At 54.9% G+C, this 18,475-nt stretch carries 14 protein-coding genes and 3 pseudogenes; 5 read left to right on the top strand and 12 right to left on the bottom strand.

Annotated features, from left to right (window positions below):
• Positions 1-689, top strand: a pseudogene (locus HMPREF1024_RS20875) (pyrroloquinoline quinone biosynthesis protein PqqF); the annotation flags it as partial.
• Here HMPREF1024_RS20875 and HMPREF1024_RS20880 read toward each other — a convergent pair.
• The 4 genes from HMPREF1024_RS20880 to HMPREF1024_RS20895 form a co-directional block, all read right to left on the bottom strand.
• A complete protein-coding gene (locus tag HMPREF1024_RS20880) occupies positions 686-1,423 on the bottom strand; it encodes a glutamine amidotransferase (protein ID WP_009307809.1) in 738 nt (245 codons plus the stop codon). The pseudogene HMPREF1024_RS20875 and the gene HMPREF1024_RS20880 overlap by 4 nt on opposite strands.
• A 111-nt stretch (positions 1,424-1,534) precedes the next feature.
• Positions 1,535-3,445: a penicillin-binding protein 2 gene (mrdA, locus tag HMPREF1024_RS20885; protein WP_009307808.1), complete on the bottom strand. Its 1,911-nt coding sequence runs from the start codon at positions 3,443-3,445 to the stop codon at positions 1,535-1,537.
• A 198-nt stretch (positions 3,446-3,643) separates the two neighbouring features.
• Positions 3,644-4,120 carry a DMT family transporter gene (locus HMPREF1024_RS20890; RefSeq protein ID WP_004143692.1) on the bottom strand — a complete coding sequence of 159 codons (477 nt, stop codon included), beginning with the start codon at positions 4,118-4,120 and terminating at the stop codon, positions 3,644-3,646.
• Positions 4,121-4,129: 9 nt separating this feature from the next.
• Positions 4,130-4,564: a DMT family transporter gene (locus HMPREF1024_RS20895; RefSeq protein ID WP_004143693.1), complete on the bottom strand. Its 435-nt coding sequence runs from the start codon at positions 4,562-4,564 to the stop codon at positions 4,130-4,132.
• Between the two features lie 99 nt (positions 4,565-4,663).
• Between HMPREF1024_RS20895 and HMPREF1024_RS20900 the strand changes: the two genes are divergently transcribed.
• Complete coding sequence (locus tag HMPREF1024_RS20900; RefSeq protein ID WP_004184162.1) at positions 4,664-5,596, top strand: LysR family transcriptional regulator; 933 nt, start codon at positions 4,664-4,666, stop codon at positions 5,594-5,596.
• A 268-nt stretch (positions 5,597-5,864) separates the two neighbouring features.
• A complete protein-coding gene (gene katG, locus HMPREF1024_RS20905; RefSeq protein WP_004180028.1) occupies positions 5,865-8,042 on the top strand; it encodes a catalase/peroxidase HPI in 2,178 nt (725 codons plus the stop codon).
• Positions 8,043-8,076: 34 nt separating this feature from the next.
• Here katG and zapE read toward each other — a convergent pair whose 3' ends face one another.
• Positions 8,077-9,138, bottom strand: a complete 1,062-nt coding sequence (gene zapE, locus HMPREF1024_RS20910) for a cell division protein ZapE (RefSeq protein ID WP_009307807.1) — start codon at positions 9,136-9,138, stop codon at positions 8,077-8,079.
• A gap of 96 nt (positions 9,139-9,234) precedes the next feature.
• The gene (locus HMPREF1024_RS20915; RefSeq protein WP_002906011.1) at positions 9,235-9,915 is read right to left on the bottom strand and encodes an MgtC family protein; all 681 of its coding nucleotides are present in this window, start codon (positions 9,913-9,915) and stop codon (positions 9,235-9,237) included.
• Positions 9,916-10,502: 587 nt separating this feature from the next.
• On the opposite strand from HMPREF1024_RS20915, the pseudogene HMPREF1024_RS20920 reads away from it, so the two are divergent.
• Positions 10,503-11,910: pseudogene (locus tag HMPREF1024_RS20920) on the top strand (MFS transporter).
• 40 nt (positions 11,911-11,950) lie between these two features.
• Here HMPREF1024_RS20920 and HMPREF1024_RS20925 read toward each other — a convergent pair.
• The 6 genes and pseudogenes from HMPREF1024_RS20925 to HMPREF1024_RS20950 all read right to left on the bottom strand — a co-directional run bounded on the left by HMPREF1024_RS20925 (position 11,951) and on the right by HMPREF1024_RS20950 (position 18,136).
• Positions 11,951-12,265, bottom strand: a complete 315-nt coding sequence (locus HMPREF1024_RS20925) for a PTS lactose/cellobiose transporter subunit IIA (RefSeq protein WP_004180041.1) — start codon at positions 12,263-12,265, stop codon at positions 11,951-11,953.
• Positions 12,266-12,274: 9 nt separating this feature from the next.
• Positions 12,275-12,598, bottom strand: a complete 324-nt coding sequence (locus HMPREF1024_RS20930; RefSeq protein WP_004180042.1) for a PTS sugar transporter subunit IIB — start codon at positions 12,596-12,598, stop codon at positions 12,275-12,277.
• Between the two features lie 35 nt (positions 12,599-12,633).
• Positions 12,634-13,589: pseudogene (locus tag HMPREF1024_RS20935) on the bottom strand (alpha/beta hydrolase fold domain-containing protein).
• 32 nt (positions 13,590-13,621) lie between these two features.
• Entirely contained in the window at positions 13,622-14,905 is a 1,284-nt protein-coding gene (locus tag HMPREF1024_RS20940) for a carbohydrate porin (RefSeq protein ID WP_009307805.1), read from the bottom strand.
• 186 nt (positions 14,906-15,091) lie between these two features.
• Positions 15,092-16,036 (bottom strand): helix-turn-helix transcriptional regulator, encoded by a 945-nt coding sequence (locus HMPREF1024_RS20945; RefSeq protein ID WP_004180047.1) that lies wholly within the window; start codon positions 16,034-16,036, stop codon positions 15,092-15,094.
• Positions 16,037-16,078: 42 nt separating this feature from the next.
• Positions 16,079-18,136: a family 78 glycoside hydrolase catalytic domain gene (locus HMPREF1024_RS20950; RefSeq protein WP_262362443.1), complete on the bottom strand. Its 2,058-nt coding sequence runs from the start codon at positions 18,134-18,136 to the stop codon at positions 16,079-16,081.
• Between the two features lie 53 nt (positions 18,137-18,189).
• Here HMPREF1024_RS20950 and HMPREF1024_RS20955 point away from each other — a divergent pair.
• The coding region (locus tag HMPREF1024_RS20955) for an IS5/IS1182 family transposase (RefSeq protein ID WP_009307803.1) at positions 18,190-18,475 on the top strand (286 nt) is incomplete at its 3' end.

The raw sequence follows: 18,475 nt of genomic DNA, 5'->3' as shown, positions 1-18,475 counted from the left end.
CTATCCGTCATCTCATGGCTCAACTCCCCGAACGGCTGGGTACATCCGGGCATCAGAAAGGTTGGCTGGCGGCCCTGGCCGGCGGCAGCGCAGAAGATGCGCAGTGGGTAGCGCGTCAGCTGAGCCTGATTACCGCCCCGGTTAATCCGCCGATGCCCGCTCCGGCGCCCTGCCGCCGCGGCGTCGAACGTCTGGTTTATCCTGGAGGCGATACGGCGCTGCTGGTCTTCATTCCGCTGCCGGATGGCGCCTCGCTGGCGGCCCTGCGGCTGCTGGCGCAGCATTGTGAGCCGCTATTTTTCCAGCGCCTGCGGGTGGAGCAGCAGATTGGCTATGTGGTGAGCTGCCGCTATCAGCGGGTCGCCGATCGCGACGGGCTGCTGATGGCGCTCCAGTCCCCGGATCGCCGCGCCGGGGAATTGCTGCGCTGTGGTAAAGACTTTCTGCGCCAGCTGGCCCCCATGGATGAGGCGACCTTCAGACCGCTACAGCAGCGCCTGGCCGCTCAGATCCGCGCCAGCAGGCCGCCAGAGGCGCGGGCGCTGTCCGCCCTGCGTCAGGAGTATGGTTTACCAGAGCTAACGCCGCAGGCGGTCGACGCGCTGCGCGTTGCAGAGGTGGCCGATCTGGCACGCGAAATGACCCGCCGGCGTCGCCGCTGGCAGGTGCTATTCACGACAGGGGATTAATGGCCGGGGGCATCCGGGGTCAGAAAGGCGCTGACGAAGCGCGTAAGGATCGCCGCGCCCTGCGGGCTCTCCTGCACCTCGTCGTGTAACCGCTGCGCGTCAATACCTTCCGCCTGCAGCACCGCCTCCCGGTGGCGGATCAGCGAACGGGCTATCGGCGCGGTAAATTCCGGGTGAAATTGCGTAGAGACCGCGTGCGGCCCATAGCGCACAATCTGGTGGGGATCGTGGGCGGACGCGGCCAGCACCGTGGCCCCTTCCGGCAGACGAGTCACGGTTTGCAAATGGCTCAGATGCGCAGGAAATGTAGCCGGCAGGCCGCTCAGCAGCGGATCATCGACACCCCATGGCGACAGCGTAATGGTTTGGCTGCCGCTTTCCCGCCCGCCAGGATGATACGCCACCTCACCCCCCAGGGCATGGGCCATCAGCTGATGACCATAACAAACGCCGAACAGCGGCATGTCGATAGCCACCGCCTGCCGGATCCAGTCGGCGGTCCGTTCGCTCCACGCCAGACGATCGGTTACCATCGCCCACGAGCCGGTTAGCACCGCTATGGTCTGGTTATCCGGCGTCGGCAGCGGTTCATCTTCAAACACCCGCACCGTGGTGAGCTGCGTCTGCCACGGCGCCAGCAGCGTGCGAAACCAGCGCGGCAGATCGCCATGCGCCTGGCGAATGGCCGTCGGCGGCGTGCCGGTCTGGACCAGCAGTAATCGGTTACGTGTCACCTTTCCTCCTCGCTCCGGGTCATGTTCCTGCCATCACTATGCCGCCCGGAAAGCCGCGGGACAAATAACCAATATCTATGAACGATGCGCGTCCGGAATAAGTCCAGCCGCTTACTGGGCATCGGCGCTGTCACGCTGCGGCACGTCAGCCGCCGCGGATGACGCCTGCTGCGGAACAAAGATGTGGTCCAGGATGGCGCGCGCCGTCGGTCCGGCCACCACCCCATCCCCGCCGCCGTTCTCCAGGATCAGCGCCATCGCCACCTTCGGATGCTGATAAGGGGCAAACAGGGTATAGAAGATATGGTCGCGCAGACGCACCGGGATCATTTTGGCGTTATAGGTCTGGTTTTGCTTCAGGCTGAACACCTGCGAGGTGCCGGACTTCGCCGCGATCTGGTACGGAGCGGTATGGAACAGCTTATAGCCGGTGCCGTTGGGCTGATTCGCCATCCCATACATGCCGTTGCGCACAATGCCCCAGTACGGGGATTTCGGGTCACCCACCTGCGGCAGGTTCGCCGGCTGCTGATAACGTTCCACATGGTTGCCCTGCTTCATCGAATAGAGCAGATGCGGATCCTGTACTTTACCATTGTTCAGCAGAGTGGTAAGCGCCTTCACCATCTGGATCGGGGTGGCGATCCAGTACCCCTGGCCGATGCCGACCGAGATGGTGTCCCCCTGATACCAGGGCTTTTTATGCACCCGCTGTTTCCACTCCCGGCTGGGCAGCACCCCGGCGTACTCCTCATTAAGGTCGATGCCGGTGGACTGGCCGTAGCCGAACTTGCTCAGCCATGCATGGATCCGGTCAATGCCCATCTCGAAGGCGACCTGATAGAAAAAGGTGTCCGCTGACTCTTCGATGGCTTTAGTCACGTTGAGCATGCCGTGGCCGGTTTTCAGCCAGTCGCGGTAGCGGCGTTGCGTGCCCGGCAGCGTCCACGTCGGCGCCCCGAAGAAGGTGGTGTTCGGGGTGATGACCCCAGCGGAGAGCGCCGACAGCGCCATATAGGGTTTGACCGTCGAAGCCGGAGGATATAGCCCCTGGGTGACGCGGTTGATCAGCGGCCGGTCCGGATTCTCCAGCAGCGATTTATAGGCCTGATAGCCGATACCTTTGACGAACGGATTAGGATCGTAGCTGGGACTGGAGACCATCGCCAGCACGCCGCCATCCCGCGGGTCGACCACCACCACCGCCGCCCGCTGTCCCTTCAGCACCGACTCAATATACTGCTGGAGATGAAGGTCGAGAGTCAGATAGATGTTTTTTCCGGCCACCGGCGGCACCTCTTTCAGTAGACGCACCACCCGGCCGTGGTTATCCACCTCCACTTCCTGATAGCCGGTGGTGCCGTGGAGCGCTTTTTCATAATAGCCCTCGATGCCCTGCTTACCGATATTGCGGTCGGCGGCGTAGTTCTCCTCTTCGCCGTTTTTCGCCAGCCGTTGCAGATCGCTGTCGTTGATTTTCGACACATAGCCCACCACGTGCGCCAGCTCTGCGCCGTAGGGGTATTCCCGTTGTTGGTAGCTCTCCACCGTCACGCCGGGGAAACGGAATTCGTTGACCGCGAAGCGGGCCACCTCCACATCGCTGAGGTCTGACTTGAGGGTGACCGCTTTGTAGCGGCTGGTGTGGTGCATATCGTCGCGAAAGCTGGCGATGTCGTCCGGCGTCAGGTCGACGATAGGCGTCAGCTGCTGCAACAGCGCGGCCATATCGGGAATTTTGCTCGGGATCACCTGCAGGCGATACAGGGTGATATTCTGCACCAGCGGAATGCCGTTGCGATCGAATATCAGCCCGCGGCTGGGGGCGATGGGCAGCATTTTGATGTCGTTCTGGTTTGACCGGGTCTGGTAAAAATCGTGCTGCTCCACCTGCAGATGGTAGAGGTTAACGATCAGCACGCCAAAGCAGACCACCACCAGCAGAAAAGCAATTGCGGCCCGGCGGATAAACAGCATCTCTTCCGCGGAGTGGTCGCGAATTTCGTCTCTCAAAAGGGGCATTAGCGGTACATCACCTGAATCACTGGAAAAGCCAACGGCGTAACGGCCGGGAAGCATAGCCTTATCGCAGCGTCAGCCCTACTGAAAGGTTGCTAATGATCTGGCAGAAATGTTTCAGCATGTTAGAGGGATCGTTATTCTTAACCTTGCCCGTGACGCGTCAGGCTATATTCACGATGCCCGACGCGTCGGCGCAGCTCACTGTTCTGCGCGGGCCGCCTCGTGGGAGGTAGCCGACTTCCCTGAGGTATAGATTAAGTACAGCGCGAGGGCCAGACATATCACCGCCGCCAGTCGCGCCGGCGAGAACGCCATCGTGCTGTTGCCCAGCCAGCCAAAGTTGTCGATCAGCAGGCTCATCGTCAGCTGGCCAAAGATCACCGCCACGGTAGCCGTAGCGGTGCCTATCCGCTGCACCGCCAGCACCATAATGACGATGTAGGGCACGCCGCAAAAAGCGCCCAGCAGCTGCCACTTAGGCACCTGTAGCAGGTTTACCGACGTCGCTGGAGCAAAAAACAGGATCAGCAATCCCGTCACCAGCGCGCCGGTGGCGAAGGTTAAAAAGGCGCTGCGCAGCACCCCCACCTGGCTGCCAAGACGGCCATTTATCGCCGCCTGGACGCTAAGCAATGCGCCGCCGCACAGTGCCAGAATGATCACTATCGTATCCATTTCCCCTCCTTAACCCAGAGCCACCAGCAGTAACGCCGCCATAATCAACATCAGCGCCATGGCGCGCCGCGGATCGATTTTGCGCCGTGGGCTGCCGAATAACCCGTAATGGTCGATCGCCAGGCTTTTCGCCACCTGACCCGCCAGGATGCCGATCATGGTCATGGCAATACCAATCACCGGCGTCGCCATGGTCAAGATCACCACGTACCCCGCCCCCAACAGACCGCCGGTGAGTTGCCAGCCGGGCAGAGAAAAGAACGACGGGCTGCTACGCGGGCTGAAAAAGAGCATCAGAAAAAAGGTTAACACTGCGCCAATCCCAAAGATGCTCATGGTTGCCCACAGATCCCCCACCTGGCTCGCCAGCGGCCCCAGCAGGCCGGCCTCGACCGATAATCCCATGCCGCCGGCAATCACTAATAAAATGAATAATAACGCCATTACTGCGCCTCCTCTGTACAACAGGCGGCTGAGGATAAAACAGCGTGCTGATGCGATAAACGGTATAATGCAGAAAACACTATTGCAGGAATTGCACAGATGGCCGATGCCAGCAGCGTCGATTTTCGCGCCCTTCAGCTTTTCATCGCGGTTTACGATAACCAGAGTTTTTCCGTAGTGGCCCGCCGCGAAGGGGTCTCTCCCTCGCTGATCTCGCGAACCATCCAGCAGCTGGAAGATGCCCTCGGGCAGCAGCTGTTCTACCGCAACACCCGTGCCGTGGTACCGACCGAAGCAGGACGCCTTTTCGCAGCGTCCGCCCGGGAACTGCTGGGACAGTACGCCGACGCGCAACGGGCGTTACAGGATCGGGCACAGGTCCCCGGCGGACTGGTGCGGATCAATGCGCCGGTCTATTTTGGTCAGCGGCATATCGCCCCCTGGCTTCCGGAACTGGCGGCCCGGCATCCCAAACTGCAGTTTGACCTGATGCTGACCGACGATTTTATCGATCCCCATCGCGATGCGACGGATATCCTTTTTCGCATCAGCAGCCTGCCGGACGCGGGCTATCACGCCAGAGTGTTTGGCAGCCAGCGCTATTACCTGACCGCCTCCCCGGAGTATGTTTCACGGTACGGCAGCCCGACTTCGCCGGAGGCATTGCATCAACATCGCACGCTGGTGTATGGCGGTTCGCAGGGAGCCAACCGCTGGCTGTTTCGCCAGCGCGAAGAGGCATGGGTGCACTATCCGTTGACCCCGCTCATGACCTCGAACAATGCCGATGCCCTGCTCACTTCAGCCATCGGCGGGATGGGGATCGTGTTATTTCCCGACTGGATGGTCAGCGAAGCGCTGCACAACGGGACATTAGTCACGCTGATGGATCGCTATTCGGCGGCCATCAGCCACACGCCATCGTATATCGCGGCGATTTATCCTTATACCCGCCATCCCTCTCTCAACGTGCGGACAGTGATTGACTATTTTGCCGACGTGTTTGGATCGCCGCCCTACTGGCAGCGCTAATGCGAGATTCGTAGTAAAACTTGTCATATCTCAAACAATTAGCATTCCTTCGCCCAGCTTGACGCGGATCGTTTCCTTTGCCGCCTCGTTACGGCTATGGTTACTAATGAGGTTAATCTCAATCTCCAGGCCGACACGGTCCCACCAGGGGGTTGCCTAACCCTTCATTGAACGGAAATAGCTATTAAATCCGTAGATTCATTCAAATATCGCTTATTGGTAGCAGTGTATATCGTAACGGCATTCACAAAAGCAAACGGAGCCTGATATGAGCACGTCTAACGACCCATCCAACAATGCATCCGCCGGGAAGTGCCCTTTCCACGCCGAGACGCCAAAACAGAGCGCCGGCAGCGGCACCGCCAACCGCGACTGGTGGCCGAACCAGCTGCGTGTCGATCTGTTAAACCAGCACTCCAATCGCTCAAACCCGTTGGGTGAGAATTTTAACTACAGGGAAGAGTTTAAAAAGCTCGATTACTCCGCGCTGAAGGCTGATCTCAGAGCGCTGCTGACCGATTCGCAAGAGTGGTGGCCGGCAGACTGGGGTAGCTATATTGGCTTGTTTATTCGTATGGCCTGGCACGGCGCCGGCACCTACCGCACCGTTGACGGTCGCGGCGGCGCAGGTCGTGGGCAGCAGCGCTTTGCCCCCCTGAACTCCTGGCCTGACAACGTCAGCCTCGATAAGGCCCGCCGTCTGCTGTGGCCGGTGAAACAGAAATATGGCCAGAAAATCTCCTGGGCCGACCTTTACATGCTGGCGGGTAACGTCGCTCTGGAAAACGCCGGCTTCCGCACCTTTGGCTTTGGCGCCGGTCGCGAAGACGTCTGGGAACCGGATCTCGACGTCGACTGGGGCGATGAGAAAGAGTGGCTGGCCCACCGTCATCCGGAAAGCCTGGCGAAACAGGCCATCGGCGCCACCGAAATGGGTCTGATTTATGTCAACCCGGAAGGTCCGAACGCCAGCGGCGAGCCGCTGTCCGCCGCGGCGGCCATTCGCGCCACCTTCGGCAATATGGCGATGGACGATGAAGAGATCGTCGCGCTGATCGCCGGCGGCCATACGCTGGGCAAAACCCACGGCGCCGCAGAAACCAGCCACGTCGGCGCCGAGCCGGAAGCCGCGCCGCTGGAAGCGCAGGGTCTGGGCTGGCACTCCAGCTACGGCAGCGGCGCAGGCGCGGACGCCATCACCTCCGGTCTGGAAGTGGTCTGGACGCAGACGCCCACCCAGTGGAGCAACTACTTTTTCGAAAACCTGTTCAAATACGAATGGGTGCAGACCCGCAGCCCGGCTGGCGCGATCCAGTTCGAAGCCAAAGACGCGCCGGAGATTATCCCGGATCCGTTTAACCCGGAGAAAAAGCGCAAACCGACCATGCTGGTCACCGACCTGACCCTGCGCTTCGACCCGGAGTTTGAAAAAATCTCCCGCCGCTTCCTCAACGATCCGCAGGCCTTTAACGAGGCGTTCGCCCGGGCGTGGTTCAAGCTGACCCACCGTGATATGGGGCCAAAATCCCGTTACCTCGGGCCGGAAGTGCCGAAAGAAGATCTGATTTGGCAGGATCCGCTGCCGGCAGCGACACATCAGCCGAGCGCGGAAGATATCGCCAGCCTGAAAAGCGCCATCGCCGGCGCCGGCCTGTCGGTCAGTGAGCTGGTCTCGGTTGCCTGGGCGTCCGCCTCCACCTTCCGCGGCGGCGATAAACGCGGCGGCGCTAACGGCGCGCGTCTGGCGCTGGCCCCGCAGAAAGACTGGCCGGTTAACGCCATCGCCAGCCGGGTGCTGCCGACCCTGCAGGCGATCCAGCGCGCCTCCGGCAAAGCGTCGCTGGCCGATATTATCGTGCTGGCCGGCGTGGTCGGCGTTGAGCAGGCAGCCGCTGCCGCCGGCGTCAGCGTCAATGTGCCGTTTACCCCAGGCCGCGTCGACGCTCTGCCTGAGCAGACCGACGTCGAGTCGTTTGATCTGCTGCAGCCGCTGGCGGATGGCTTCCGCAACTATCGCCGTATCGAAGGCGGTGTCTCGACGGAAACCCTGCTGATCGATAAAGCGCAGCAGCTGACGCTAACCGCCCCGGAAATGACCGTGCTGGTCGGTGGCTTGCGCGTACTGGGCGCGAACTACGACGGCAGCAAACACGGGGTGTTTACCGACCGCGTCGGCGTGCTCAGCAATGACTTCTTCGTCAATCTGCTGGATATGGCTACCGTCTGGAAAGCGGCCGATGATAACGCGGAGCTGTTTACCGGCAGCGACCGTAAAACCGGCGAAGCGAAGTACAGCGCCACCCGCGTGGATCTGGTGTTTGGCTCCAACTCGGTACTGCGCGCCCTGGCGGAAGTGTACGCCTGCGCCGACGGGCAGCAGAAGCTGGTGCATGACTTCGTTGCCGCCTGGACCAAGGTGATGAACCTCGACCGCTTCGATCTGTAATCCTCTCGCCCCGGCTCCCGCCGGGGCGTTTTTCTTATACCGCCCGCGGCAGCTGTTGCAGGCGACTCCGCGTTCGTTGAATATCCTCCAGTTCCACCCCTGCCACCAGCGTCTCCAGGTCGCAGCGGGTCACCAACAGCAGGCGGATCTGCTTTTCATACAGCACATCAATCACATTGATAAAGCGCTGCTGGGCCGCCGGCCCCACCGTAGCCAATGGCGGCACCTCGTCCAGTAGCCAGATGGCATAGCTTTCGCAGAGCGTCAGATAGTCCATCACCGCCGTGGCGGCCTGACAAAGCTGGGTAAAGGTGAAGTGCAGCAACGCGGGCGACGCCGCGGCCGCCAGCAGCGTGCGATAGCCTACCGTCAGCGAAACCGGTTCGCCAGGCAGCGACGGCAGGTCATACAGCTGACGCTGTTGTGCATTCGGATTAACCCACATCCGCCCGCTGCAGAAGGCGTTATCCTGGCTCAGATGCCGTTCGCGATAATCCTCCTCGCCGTTCAGCGCCACCACCGTTAGATGGGCGCGGATCAGCGCGATCGACGGTAAAAAGCGATCGTGATACAGCGGATTGGGCAGCAGCATCTCCGGTGGGTAGTTTGAGGTGGCCAGCAGCACGATACCGTGTTGAAAGAGATGTTCCAGCAAGGCTTTAATCAGCATGGCGTCGCCGGGGTCATGCAGATGAAATTCGTCGAAGCATAGCAGGCGGCAACCGGATGTCATCTGCCTCATCACCGTCTGCAGGTCGGGCGCTCCGGGGGCATTCAGCCGCTGGTGCAGTTCGCGGAAGAAGTGATGAAAATGGACCCGCCGCCTGGCGGCGAGCGGCAGGCTGGCGAAAAAGTGGTCGAGGATAAAGCTTTTCCCTCGCCCGGTACGTCCCCAGACGTATACCCCCTGCGGCCTGCCTGTCGTGGACACCAACTGCTGACCGAGGGCGTCAAGGCGGGCGATGAGTGACAGCTGATCGTCGTCCAGCGTCAGACGCGCCCGCGCCGCCTGCTCGGCCATCACGCGGGTAAAACGAAAATCAGCCGTCACCTCTGTGGGACCAGATTCCGAGGGTACACATCCATTATTTAACATTCTTATAACCTCCTGCGAGGAGGCCATTCTAGCCGCTTTCCCGCGGGATGGCGAATCGCGCGACGAGCGGCCGTTTCCGCTGCTCCGCCGCCAGCCCTACGCCTCTCCGACACGCCAGTGCACCGATGTGACGTTCTGCTGAACGCCCATCTGCGCCATAATTTGCGCCAGCGTTTTTTGGTGCTGCTTATGGCTAATCAGCTGCGCGCAAATCTCCAGATGGTCCGCGGTGTCCGCCGCCGCCGACTGCAATCCCTGCAGGGTAAACCGCTGCTGCTGCGCAATATTCAGCAACAGCTGACGTACGGCATTTTCATGTTCGCGCAGACAGGTGACGCGTAAGACATAGCGTTTCTCTTCGTCACCGGCCCCCGGCAAGGCATGAATGCGCTGCGCCGCCTCGCGCAGCAGGATATTGGCGCACAGAATAATCAGCGTAGCCGCCGTCGCGTTCCAGAACTGACCCAGGCCGCAGAGTACGCCGATCCCGGCCGAACACCACAGCGTGGCGGCGGTATTGAGGCCGCGGACGTTCATGCCATCGCGCATAATCACCCCTGCCCCAAGAAAGCCGATACCGGAGACGATCTGCGCTGCAATACGCCCCGGGCTGTCCGGCGAGGCCGACATCGCGCTGAGAATAAACACCGCCGCGCCGGTGGCCACCAGGGCATTGGTGCGTAAACCGGCCATACGTTGCCGCCACTGTCTTTCCGCGCCGATCAGCGCCCCCAACAACATTGCCGCGAGTAAATGAGTCATATAAGGAAATACCATCGCGCCTTCCTCCAGAAAACAGAAAGCCAAAAATTACAGATGTAGCGCTCAGCCGCGCCGGGCGGTTAGCCGGTGGATGATGGTGGAGGAAATAAGGGTCTGGAAAACATAAACATAACGCTGCCTCTCGCGCTCAATGGCGCATAAATTATTGAGGGAGGCAATCCGGAACTGAGAGATTGCTGCCCGCCGGGACGGCAAGCAGCGAAATGATCGCGTTAGCTTGCCGGAAAATCGCAATAAGGGTGACTGTCCAACGTATGACTCCTGAATAAAAGTGGGCACATTATAGCCCGGGGTAATAATGGGTAAAGCACGAAAACGCCGCCGGTGACGATTCGTTTAGTTTGTCTTTCGCGGGTCCTGCGTAGCGTGACATCGCCAGGCGACTAAAATGCCGTCAGCGGTGATTTACTTCAATTCCGTCGCTGGGATGCGGCGAAAACCAGCATGAACATCATCTTTATGTCTCCCCAGCGCGATCTTACGCTAAAGAATGTCGCTAAGGCTAAGGATTAAAAATTTAAAACTATTAACAATCAATTAACATTAGCAGGCAAACCATTCTTCCTGAGGAACACAACACCATGTCTACCACCCAGGTTCTCGGCGAAACGCCCTATGCTTCGCCAGGACAACCGCACGCCAGCTTAACCGGACGCATTGATGCGCTGCCCGCCTCATTTGGGTTATGGTCGTTTATTACCCTGCTCTCACTTGGCGGCTTCTTTGAGCTCTACGATCTCTTCCAGACCGGGTATATCAGCGCGGGCCTGCTGGCGGAGGGCATTTTCCACACCGGACAGGCGGGCATCTTCGGCATCGCCGACCAGGCGGCCTTCGCCTCCGCCACCTTTATGGGGCTGTTTATCGGCGCCAGTCTGCTGGCGCCGCTGGCGGACAAACTGGGCCGCCGCCTGACCTTTATGGTGGCGCTCGCCTGGTACGGTCTTTTTTCGCTGCTGATGGCGACGCAGAGTAGCGCGGAAGGGGTGATCTTCTTCCGCTTTCTGGTGGGGATCGGCCTCGGCATTGAGCTGGTGACCATTGATACCTATCTCAGCGAATGGGTGCCAACCCATCTGCGCAATAAAGCCTTTGCCTTTGCCTTCTTCATCCAGTTCCTCTCGGTTCCGGCGGTGGCGCTGATGTCCTGGATGCTGGTGCCGACCACCCTGTTCGGCCTCAGCGGCTGGCGCTGGGTGATCATCTTTGGCGCACTGTTCTCGCTGGCGATCTGGTTTATCCGCAAAAAGCTACCGGAGTCAGCCCGCTGGCTGGAAAGCAAAGGGCGGCATGATGACGCGCATACGGTGATGTGTGAGATGGAAGCCCGCTGCGGCCTGACGCCGTCGCCGAAGCATGCGCATGCGGCACAGAGCGTCGTCAAACGCGGCACCTTCCGCGAAATCTGGGCGCCGCAGTATCGGCAGCGCACCCTGATGCTGATGGTGATGAACTTCTTCCAGGCGATCGGTTTCTTCGGCTTTGGCAACTGGCTGCCGGCGCTGCTCTCCGGTCAGGGCGCCAGCATCACCCATAGCCTGCTGTACGCCTTCTTTATCACCCTCGCCTATCCGCTGGGCTGTCTGTTCTGCACCCGCTTCGTGCATCGCTTTGAAAACAAGTGGCAGATTGTCCTCTCCGCGCTGATGACCGTTATCTTCGGCACCCTGTTCGCTCTGCAAAACAACCCGATTCTGCTGGTGATTTGCGGGTTTATGATCACCTGGTCCAACGCCTGGCTGACCATCAGCTATCACGCCTACCAGGCCGAGGTCTTCCCGACCCCATATTCGCGCCCGCGCCGTCGGCTTCTGCTACTCGTTCAGCCGGCTCTCGACCGCGGTGACCAGCATCCTGATCGGCATTATTCTGCAATACGCCGGCACGCCGGGGGTGATTAGCTTTATCGTCGTCAGTATGCTGATGGTGATGCTGTCGGTGGGGATCTTCGGCCCGAGAACGCGGGGCATTCGTCTGGAGAATATCTGATGGCGGTCGCCGCCGAAGGTGCCGGCGGCGACATATTTTATCAGTTGCGATGTTGCAGCTGGCGCTGAACCTCAATAAGCTCCGCGATCAACTCCCGCGCGAGCATAGAGGTCATTATATGATCCTGGGCATGTACCAGAATAAGATTAACCGGTACTTTGCCACAGCCCTCATCCATACCGATAAGCATGGTTTGTACATCATGCGCGCGTTTTGCGGCATCTGCGGCGTCCTGCATCAGCCTATCAACGTCCTGCCACACTCCTTTTCTGGCGGCTTGCAGCGCCTGCATCGCCAGACTGCGGGACTCACCGGCGTTAATGATGAGTTCCATGACGGTTGCTTCCATATCCATACGGTTTCCCTACTTGTTAAGTGAAGGTTCATCCAGCAGCGCCAGCGCCGCAGCAAGAATTTTATCGCCACGCATCATGCCGTAATCCATGCTATCGATAACGGCGACTCTCTTGCCCACCGCAGCGGCCTTTTTGTTAAATTCTTCGAATTTATATTTAATCTGCGGCCCTAAAAGACAGCAATCGTAATTTGGTAACGTGCGATCAAAATCATCCATTGAAACAGCAATAATATCGACAGCAATGCCTTGCGCCGCGGCCGCTTGTTTCATTTTATTCATTACCATGCTCGTTGACATGCCGGCAGCGCAGCACAAAAATATTTTTTTCATCTTATTTACCTGTTCCTGTAACGTATTATTGATGCTTATCTTTGAGATTTTGGTCTAAAAAATTAATAATAATTTTTGATACTTCAGGCTGATACCACATCAAACCTGCGTGATCCGCCCCTTTCACCACGTAATGGGTGGACGGTATTTTTTTCGCTACCAGCGCCTCGTGTAAAAGCGTTGACTGGCTGGGTGAAACCACATTGTCGGCATCGCCGTTCATTAGCAGAAAAGGCGGCGTTTTATTCGAAATCCAGGTGATAGGATTAGCCCGTTTCGCCTTTTCGGGATAGGCGGAGATCGCGCCACCGCCTTGCCAGGGAATACCATTAACCAGCATCGCCTCTGGTATGGCCGGTGACTGATGCGCTTTTTGAATGTCCGCGGAAAAGTCAGCCCCGACTTTCGTCAGATCGGACAGGCCATAGAGATCAACCACCGCCTGCACATCGCTGCTTTGATTTGAATACTCTCCCTGGTCGAATTCCTTATGGCCGCTGGTGGTACCCACCATGGCGGCTAAATACCCACCCGCCGACTCGCCCATCACAGCGATATGGTTGGGATCGATGCCTAATTTTTCAGCATTGGCGCGTAAAAATCTGACCGCCGTTTTCGCATCTTCAACCATGCCCGGGAAAGTCACATTGGGTACGACCCGATAGGTAATGCTGGCGACGACGTAACCGGCCCGGGCAATATCGACCCGCTGACCGATGAATTTTGATTTGGGCGCATCGAGAAAGCCGCCGCCGGTAATAAATACTACTGCGGGTAACGGTTTATCAGCATAAGGCTTGAGCAAATCCATCGTTAACTGGAGCGGTCGTCCCATGATATTTTGCGTAAATGAATAGGCAATATCAGGCACCATCTCGACGGCCAGAGCGCTGGGTTTAATAACGATAGTTTTGCTGTCTGTTAAAGGTGTTTGTGCAAAAGCAGACGGAATAATAAGCATCGTCAGCATAGCAGCGACGTGTTTGTTCATAGGGTAATATCCTGTAGTGATGTAGTAATGATTCAGAACCAGACTTCCATTCGATACCCGACTCGCCACTCCGAGTCTTCCGGCAATAACGTGACCTCTTTGTCCCCACCTGCGTAGGTAATCGTCAAACTGAGAATCGGCGCGACATACGGTAAAACATCCAGTTGCAGGGCCGGGCCGGCGGCAATTTTGTAGCCGACGCCGCTGGCACCTTCGACGCCATTTTTATTGATAGTGTTATTCACCATGACTTCATACAACATGGAGAGATTTTGGTGATGAATATTTTGTTTAACGTTTACGCCGGTAAAGATCCCGGTTTCATTTGCGGAACCATAGGTCATGTCCCCCCCTGAATAACCTGTATCAGGTATAAAGGTGGTTCGGTCAGCAGTTTTTTCACGCTTGGTATATTCATAGATGAAAGCCGGCGAGACGGCAAAATCATCAAATAACGTCAAGTTTCCGTCGGTGGAAAAACGCATTGAACAATCGCCCTCTTCGCTAAGGACGGTAATACGACTGGTGTTCAGATAAGGAGCAATAACCCCTTTACCATACTGTAATTTGACTGTCGATTGTCCCTTTGCCACTCCCCAAAAAGACGGCATGCTGTATTTCGCGGAAAAACTAATTGCTTTCTGCTTGCCAGTGCCCAATGGGTCATCAATTTCTTTAACATAGGTCATACCCAGCTCTGTCTGATCGATACGATAAGCCATATCAACGATGCGCCGCGAGCCTTCTATCGCCTGCGGCGCGGTATCGCTGGACCAGTCGATCTGGTCGGTACCAACGTTCAAATCAAAATTCTTACTGTTATAACCGAGGCCGGAATCAATATGTACTTCTTTGGTATTGTAAGCGAAGATATTAATACGTTGATCGAGGTAACGACGCCCAGCCCAAATGTTTGCGCCCTCGGGAAGAAAAGAGAGCCCACCAAAGCGCCCATAATTCTGTGCCGTTTCTACCGTTTTATCGCCGTAACCCACCATTTCATAGGTGTAATCAGCCCATTGCTCGGGAGAAGCCAGCCCCTGCCATTTTTTAGTGATAGCCAGCGATGTCCAGTAATCGTGCCAGAAACTGTTTCCCAAATCGCCCATTTTGCCACGAGGATCCTGATTAGGTCCGGTGGGATCGGTATGCAACGACATGTTTTTGGGACGGTTTAGTTCGCTCTGAAAATCTCCAGCCACCATGCCATATCCATTTAACTGGAAGCTGCCGTCGTCGCTTAGATTAGCCGCATGGCATAAGGTCGTAGGCAGAAAACATGAGATAACACCTGAAATAATAATTCTGGGGTTCATTCTTCAGACTCCATCGGGTAAGAGATATAAAATAAATAAAATTATTATTTTTATTGCTTATCTGATTTTATTTAAAGAATGCCACCCGTGTTATAACCCAGCTTGCCTTTTTATATATCGGTTGTTGCCGATTTTACTTATTACAAAAACATGCAATAGCATGAACGCTGTGAGCCAATTTACTATTCAGGAGTTCAGATCACGATACTCCTTAATACTCATATTATATTTCTCTTTAAATACCTTATAACAATGTGAGGCGTTTTCATAACCCGTCATATTAATAACATCAATAATAGAGTGATTAGTATGCTTAAGGAGATGGATCAACACATCCAGGCGTTTTTCAACCAACAAATCGCTAAAGTTCTTGCCAGTGAAGTCTTTTATCAGTTTACTCACCTTATAATTAGGCTGATTTAAACGACAGGAGATCTCTTTCAGGCTGGCAGTTTTATAATCGGTATCAATATATCTCAACACGGCCATGGCAAGTGATTCATTGTAACTGCCGTTGATATGGTAATCGCTGGCTTGCACATTCGAGAGCAGTTCGGTCATCAACAGTCCCACCAGGAAATTGACGCGTATCTCTTTTAAGTGGTTATTACTGTAGATCTCGCTAATGATGACATGCATAATGTTTTGAATTGCGTCGATTTCCCCCACTTTAAAGTGAATATGCTCTCCATGTTTTTTTCTGCCATTAATTGCTGAAAGGATAAAACGGGAAATGATGTTATTTTCGTCAAAAAGTGACATGAGTCGACCGAAAAATTCGGTCTTAATAATAAAATTGATGATAATATCATTCTGCCCTGCGGCTTCAATTTCGTGTCTGGCAAACTGGTTGATAAGCAGGATCTCCCCCTTACCTAAAGTGAGACTTTCTTCATTAATCTTCTGATGCATTTTACCCTGATATATATAAATAAGCTCGATAAAGCCATGAGAATGCAACGGAATTTTAGTAAATCGGGTCTGCTTTTCAATATGAATGTAGTTGTCTTTGAAAAACCTTCGCTCCATATGGCTTTTGAATTTATGACACAGTTGATAGTTAGCGCGAAGCAGTTCGAGTTCTCTATCGGTATAAGCCAGTAGCTTTTCATGAATATCATGGTGTAACATAAAAGTACCTAACTGGAGCGAACGTTTGGGTATGCACTATCATTACAATAGTACTTTTATCTCACCTGCATCGGTAATGTCATAAAAGTGATGATAGGTATCACAGTCTATCGGCGCAGGTAATTGTTTATTAAGTTGATACACTTTTGGTAATTTAAGGGTGCATTTTTTGAGGTTAAATGGCACTTTGATGACTAATTCAATGCCTTTTTTATAGCGCCGCCAGCGACACTCAATACGCCCTCTGATGGTTTGATGCCAGCAATCCACAAAGTTAATCGTGTCAGTAAAGGATGGACTGATTAAAATAACATCAGCACCAACCGCCTCCTCAGCGACGGTAATGCCGCCCAAAGCCTGAAACAGCCAACTGGAATAAGAACTGAACATCGCGTGATTATTCGAACCATTCAGGTTATCACCGAAAAATTCCTTCAATGTGCTGGCATCATTTTTAAGCATTTTCTTGAATCCGGCTTCGACTCTTAACCATTCAAGGATTAATTCATTATGACCATAGCGATGAAATATTTCATAGGCAAAACTTTGGCCAAAAATCCCACAAGTGATAACATTTTGCTCTTTTTTGATGAGATCGATCAATGCATTCAATGAACTCTCGATATCATCACACAAATCGAAGTAGATTGCAAAAACAAAGCTGGTCTGACTGCGATCGGCAAAGCTGCCATCCGTATTCTTATAGAGTGATAAAATTTTCTCTCTAATTTTATTGGCCTTGCCAATATATTTTAGCCATTTTTCTTTAAAGCCAAGATCATCACATATTTTTGCGATAATTAACAAATGATAATAATAGAAACAAGCACTGGTGAAATGGAGAGCTGGCGAGCCATTTTTGTAATTACGCATATCATGAACGCGGCTTCCCCAGTCACCCAGGCAGCAGGTCACCAGGTCATCAAAGTCGCGCATTTCCAGGGAGAGGATCTGCTTCTCAAGAAATGGCAAGCTTTCGGCCAGCAGATTGACATTGCCATAATGTCGATAGTGAATGGCTATCAAATAAGGTAATACTAGTTGCCAGCCCAGGGGGCCCGTTTCCCCGCCGACTCCATTAGTCTTAATTCCCATAAATGGCGCAGTTTCCGTCACACCACCACAGGGACGAATATCATTGATAAAATCATAGATAGTTTTCTTATAAATAGCGGCAGAGTCAAACTGATACACTTGCGACCGGGCCAACGCGACAATGTCTCCGCCATAGGCGAAACGTTCGCGGGCACAATCCCCGAAGACCGAATGAATGTTATTCAGTTTGGTTCTTTTAGCAACCTCAAAGAGCTTATTTATGTAAGGATCTGAGCAGTAAAAGCCCCCGTTTTCCCTTAGTACAGTATGTACTGAAAGCGCCTGAACGTTGTTTAATTGTTCAATATTAATACCGCTTAACTGCACATAGCGAAACGAATGACAGGTAAAGGCATTGATAAAATGATTCTTCCCACTGCGGCATTCAAAGGCATCCTTCTGCTCCGCCCTCGCCGGTGCTCCAATTCCGCCGTCAATAATCACACCTTCAGTAACCTGTTTGCCGACAAATCCCGCAAGGGTGGAGTCAGTGTTTAGTTCGTAGTTTTCATCAACGTCTTCGCTATAGAGCAGTTCCACACGTTGATTCTCAGACGCGGTAATGGATAAATCGATAAATCCGGTGACGATGGCACCGAAATCAATAATGAATGTCTCTTCGTCTACGACGTGGATATGCTCTGCCCCGAGGGACAACGTATGGTTAATTTTCGGAATAAAACTCGAGACCAGACGGCCTTCAGGCCCGTTGCTCAGCACCACATTTTTCCAGTCAGGCATCAGCAAATCGGTGGTGTTGTCTCCGCGAAACAGTTTCATATCCAGGCGCTCGCCCAAATAGATATTATTGAAGGTATAAGCGCCTTCGCAATATTGCCAGTCGGCATCACTACCGATGATCATTTCGCGGTCTGCAAACTTCATATAAATGTCAGCGATGACCTGTGGTTCACCGATGGTTAAGGTCTCTCTCAGGTTATATTTACCAAATAATTTAAGCGGCGCTGGATTAAACCAGCCATCGGCTAGGGAAGGTGCGAACAAGTTCCTGATATGAGATCATCATATTCATCCGGAGCGCATCCCAGAGGGACATCATGAGCCATCAACTCACCTTCGCCGATAGTGAATTCAGCACTAAGCGCCGTCAGACCCGAAAAGAGATTTTCCTCTCCCGCATGGAGCAGATTCTGCCATGGCAGAATATGACCGCTGTCATCGAGCCGTTTTATCCCAAGGCGGGCAATGGCCGACGGCCCTATCCGCTGGAGACCATGCTGCGTATTCACTGCATGCAGCATTGGTACAACCTGAGCGACGGTGCCATGGAAGATGCCCTGTACGAAATCGCCTCATGCGCCTGTTGCCCGATTACTCCCTCTG

Source organism: Klebsiella sp. 4_1_44FAA (assembly GCF_000238715.1).
In the GTDB taxonomy this organism is placed as follows: Bacteria; Pseudomonadota; Gammaproteobacteria; order Enterobacterales; family Enterobacteriaceae; genus Klebsiella; species Klebsiella pneumoniae.
The sequence above is the reverse complement of the archived record's forward strand: the minus strand, read 5'-3'. Positions and strand labels throughout refer to the sequence as shown.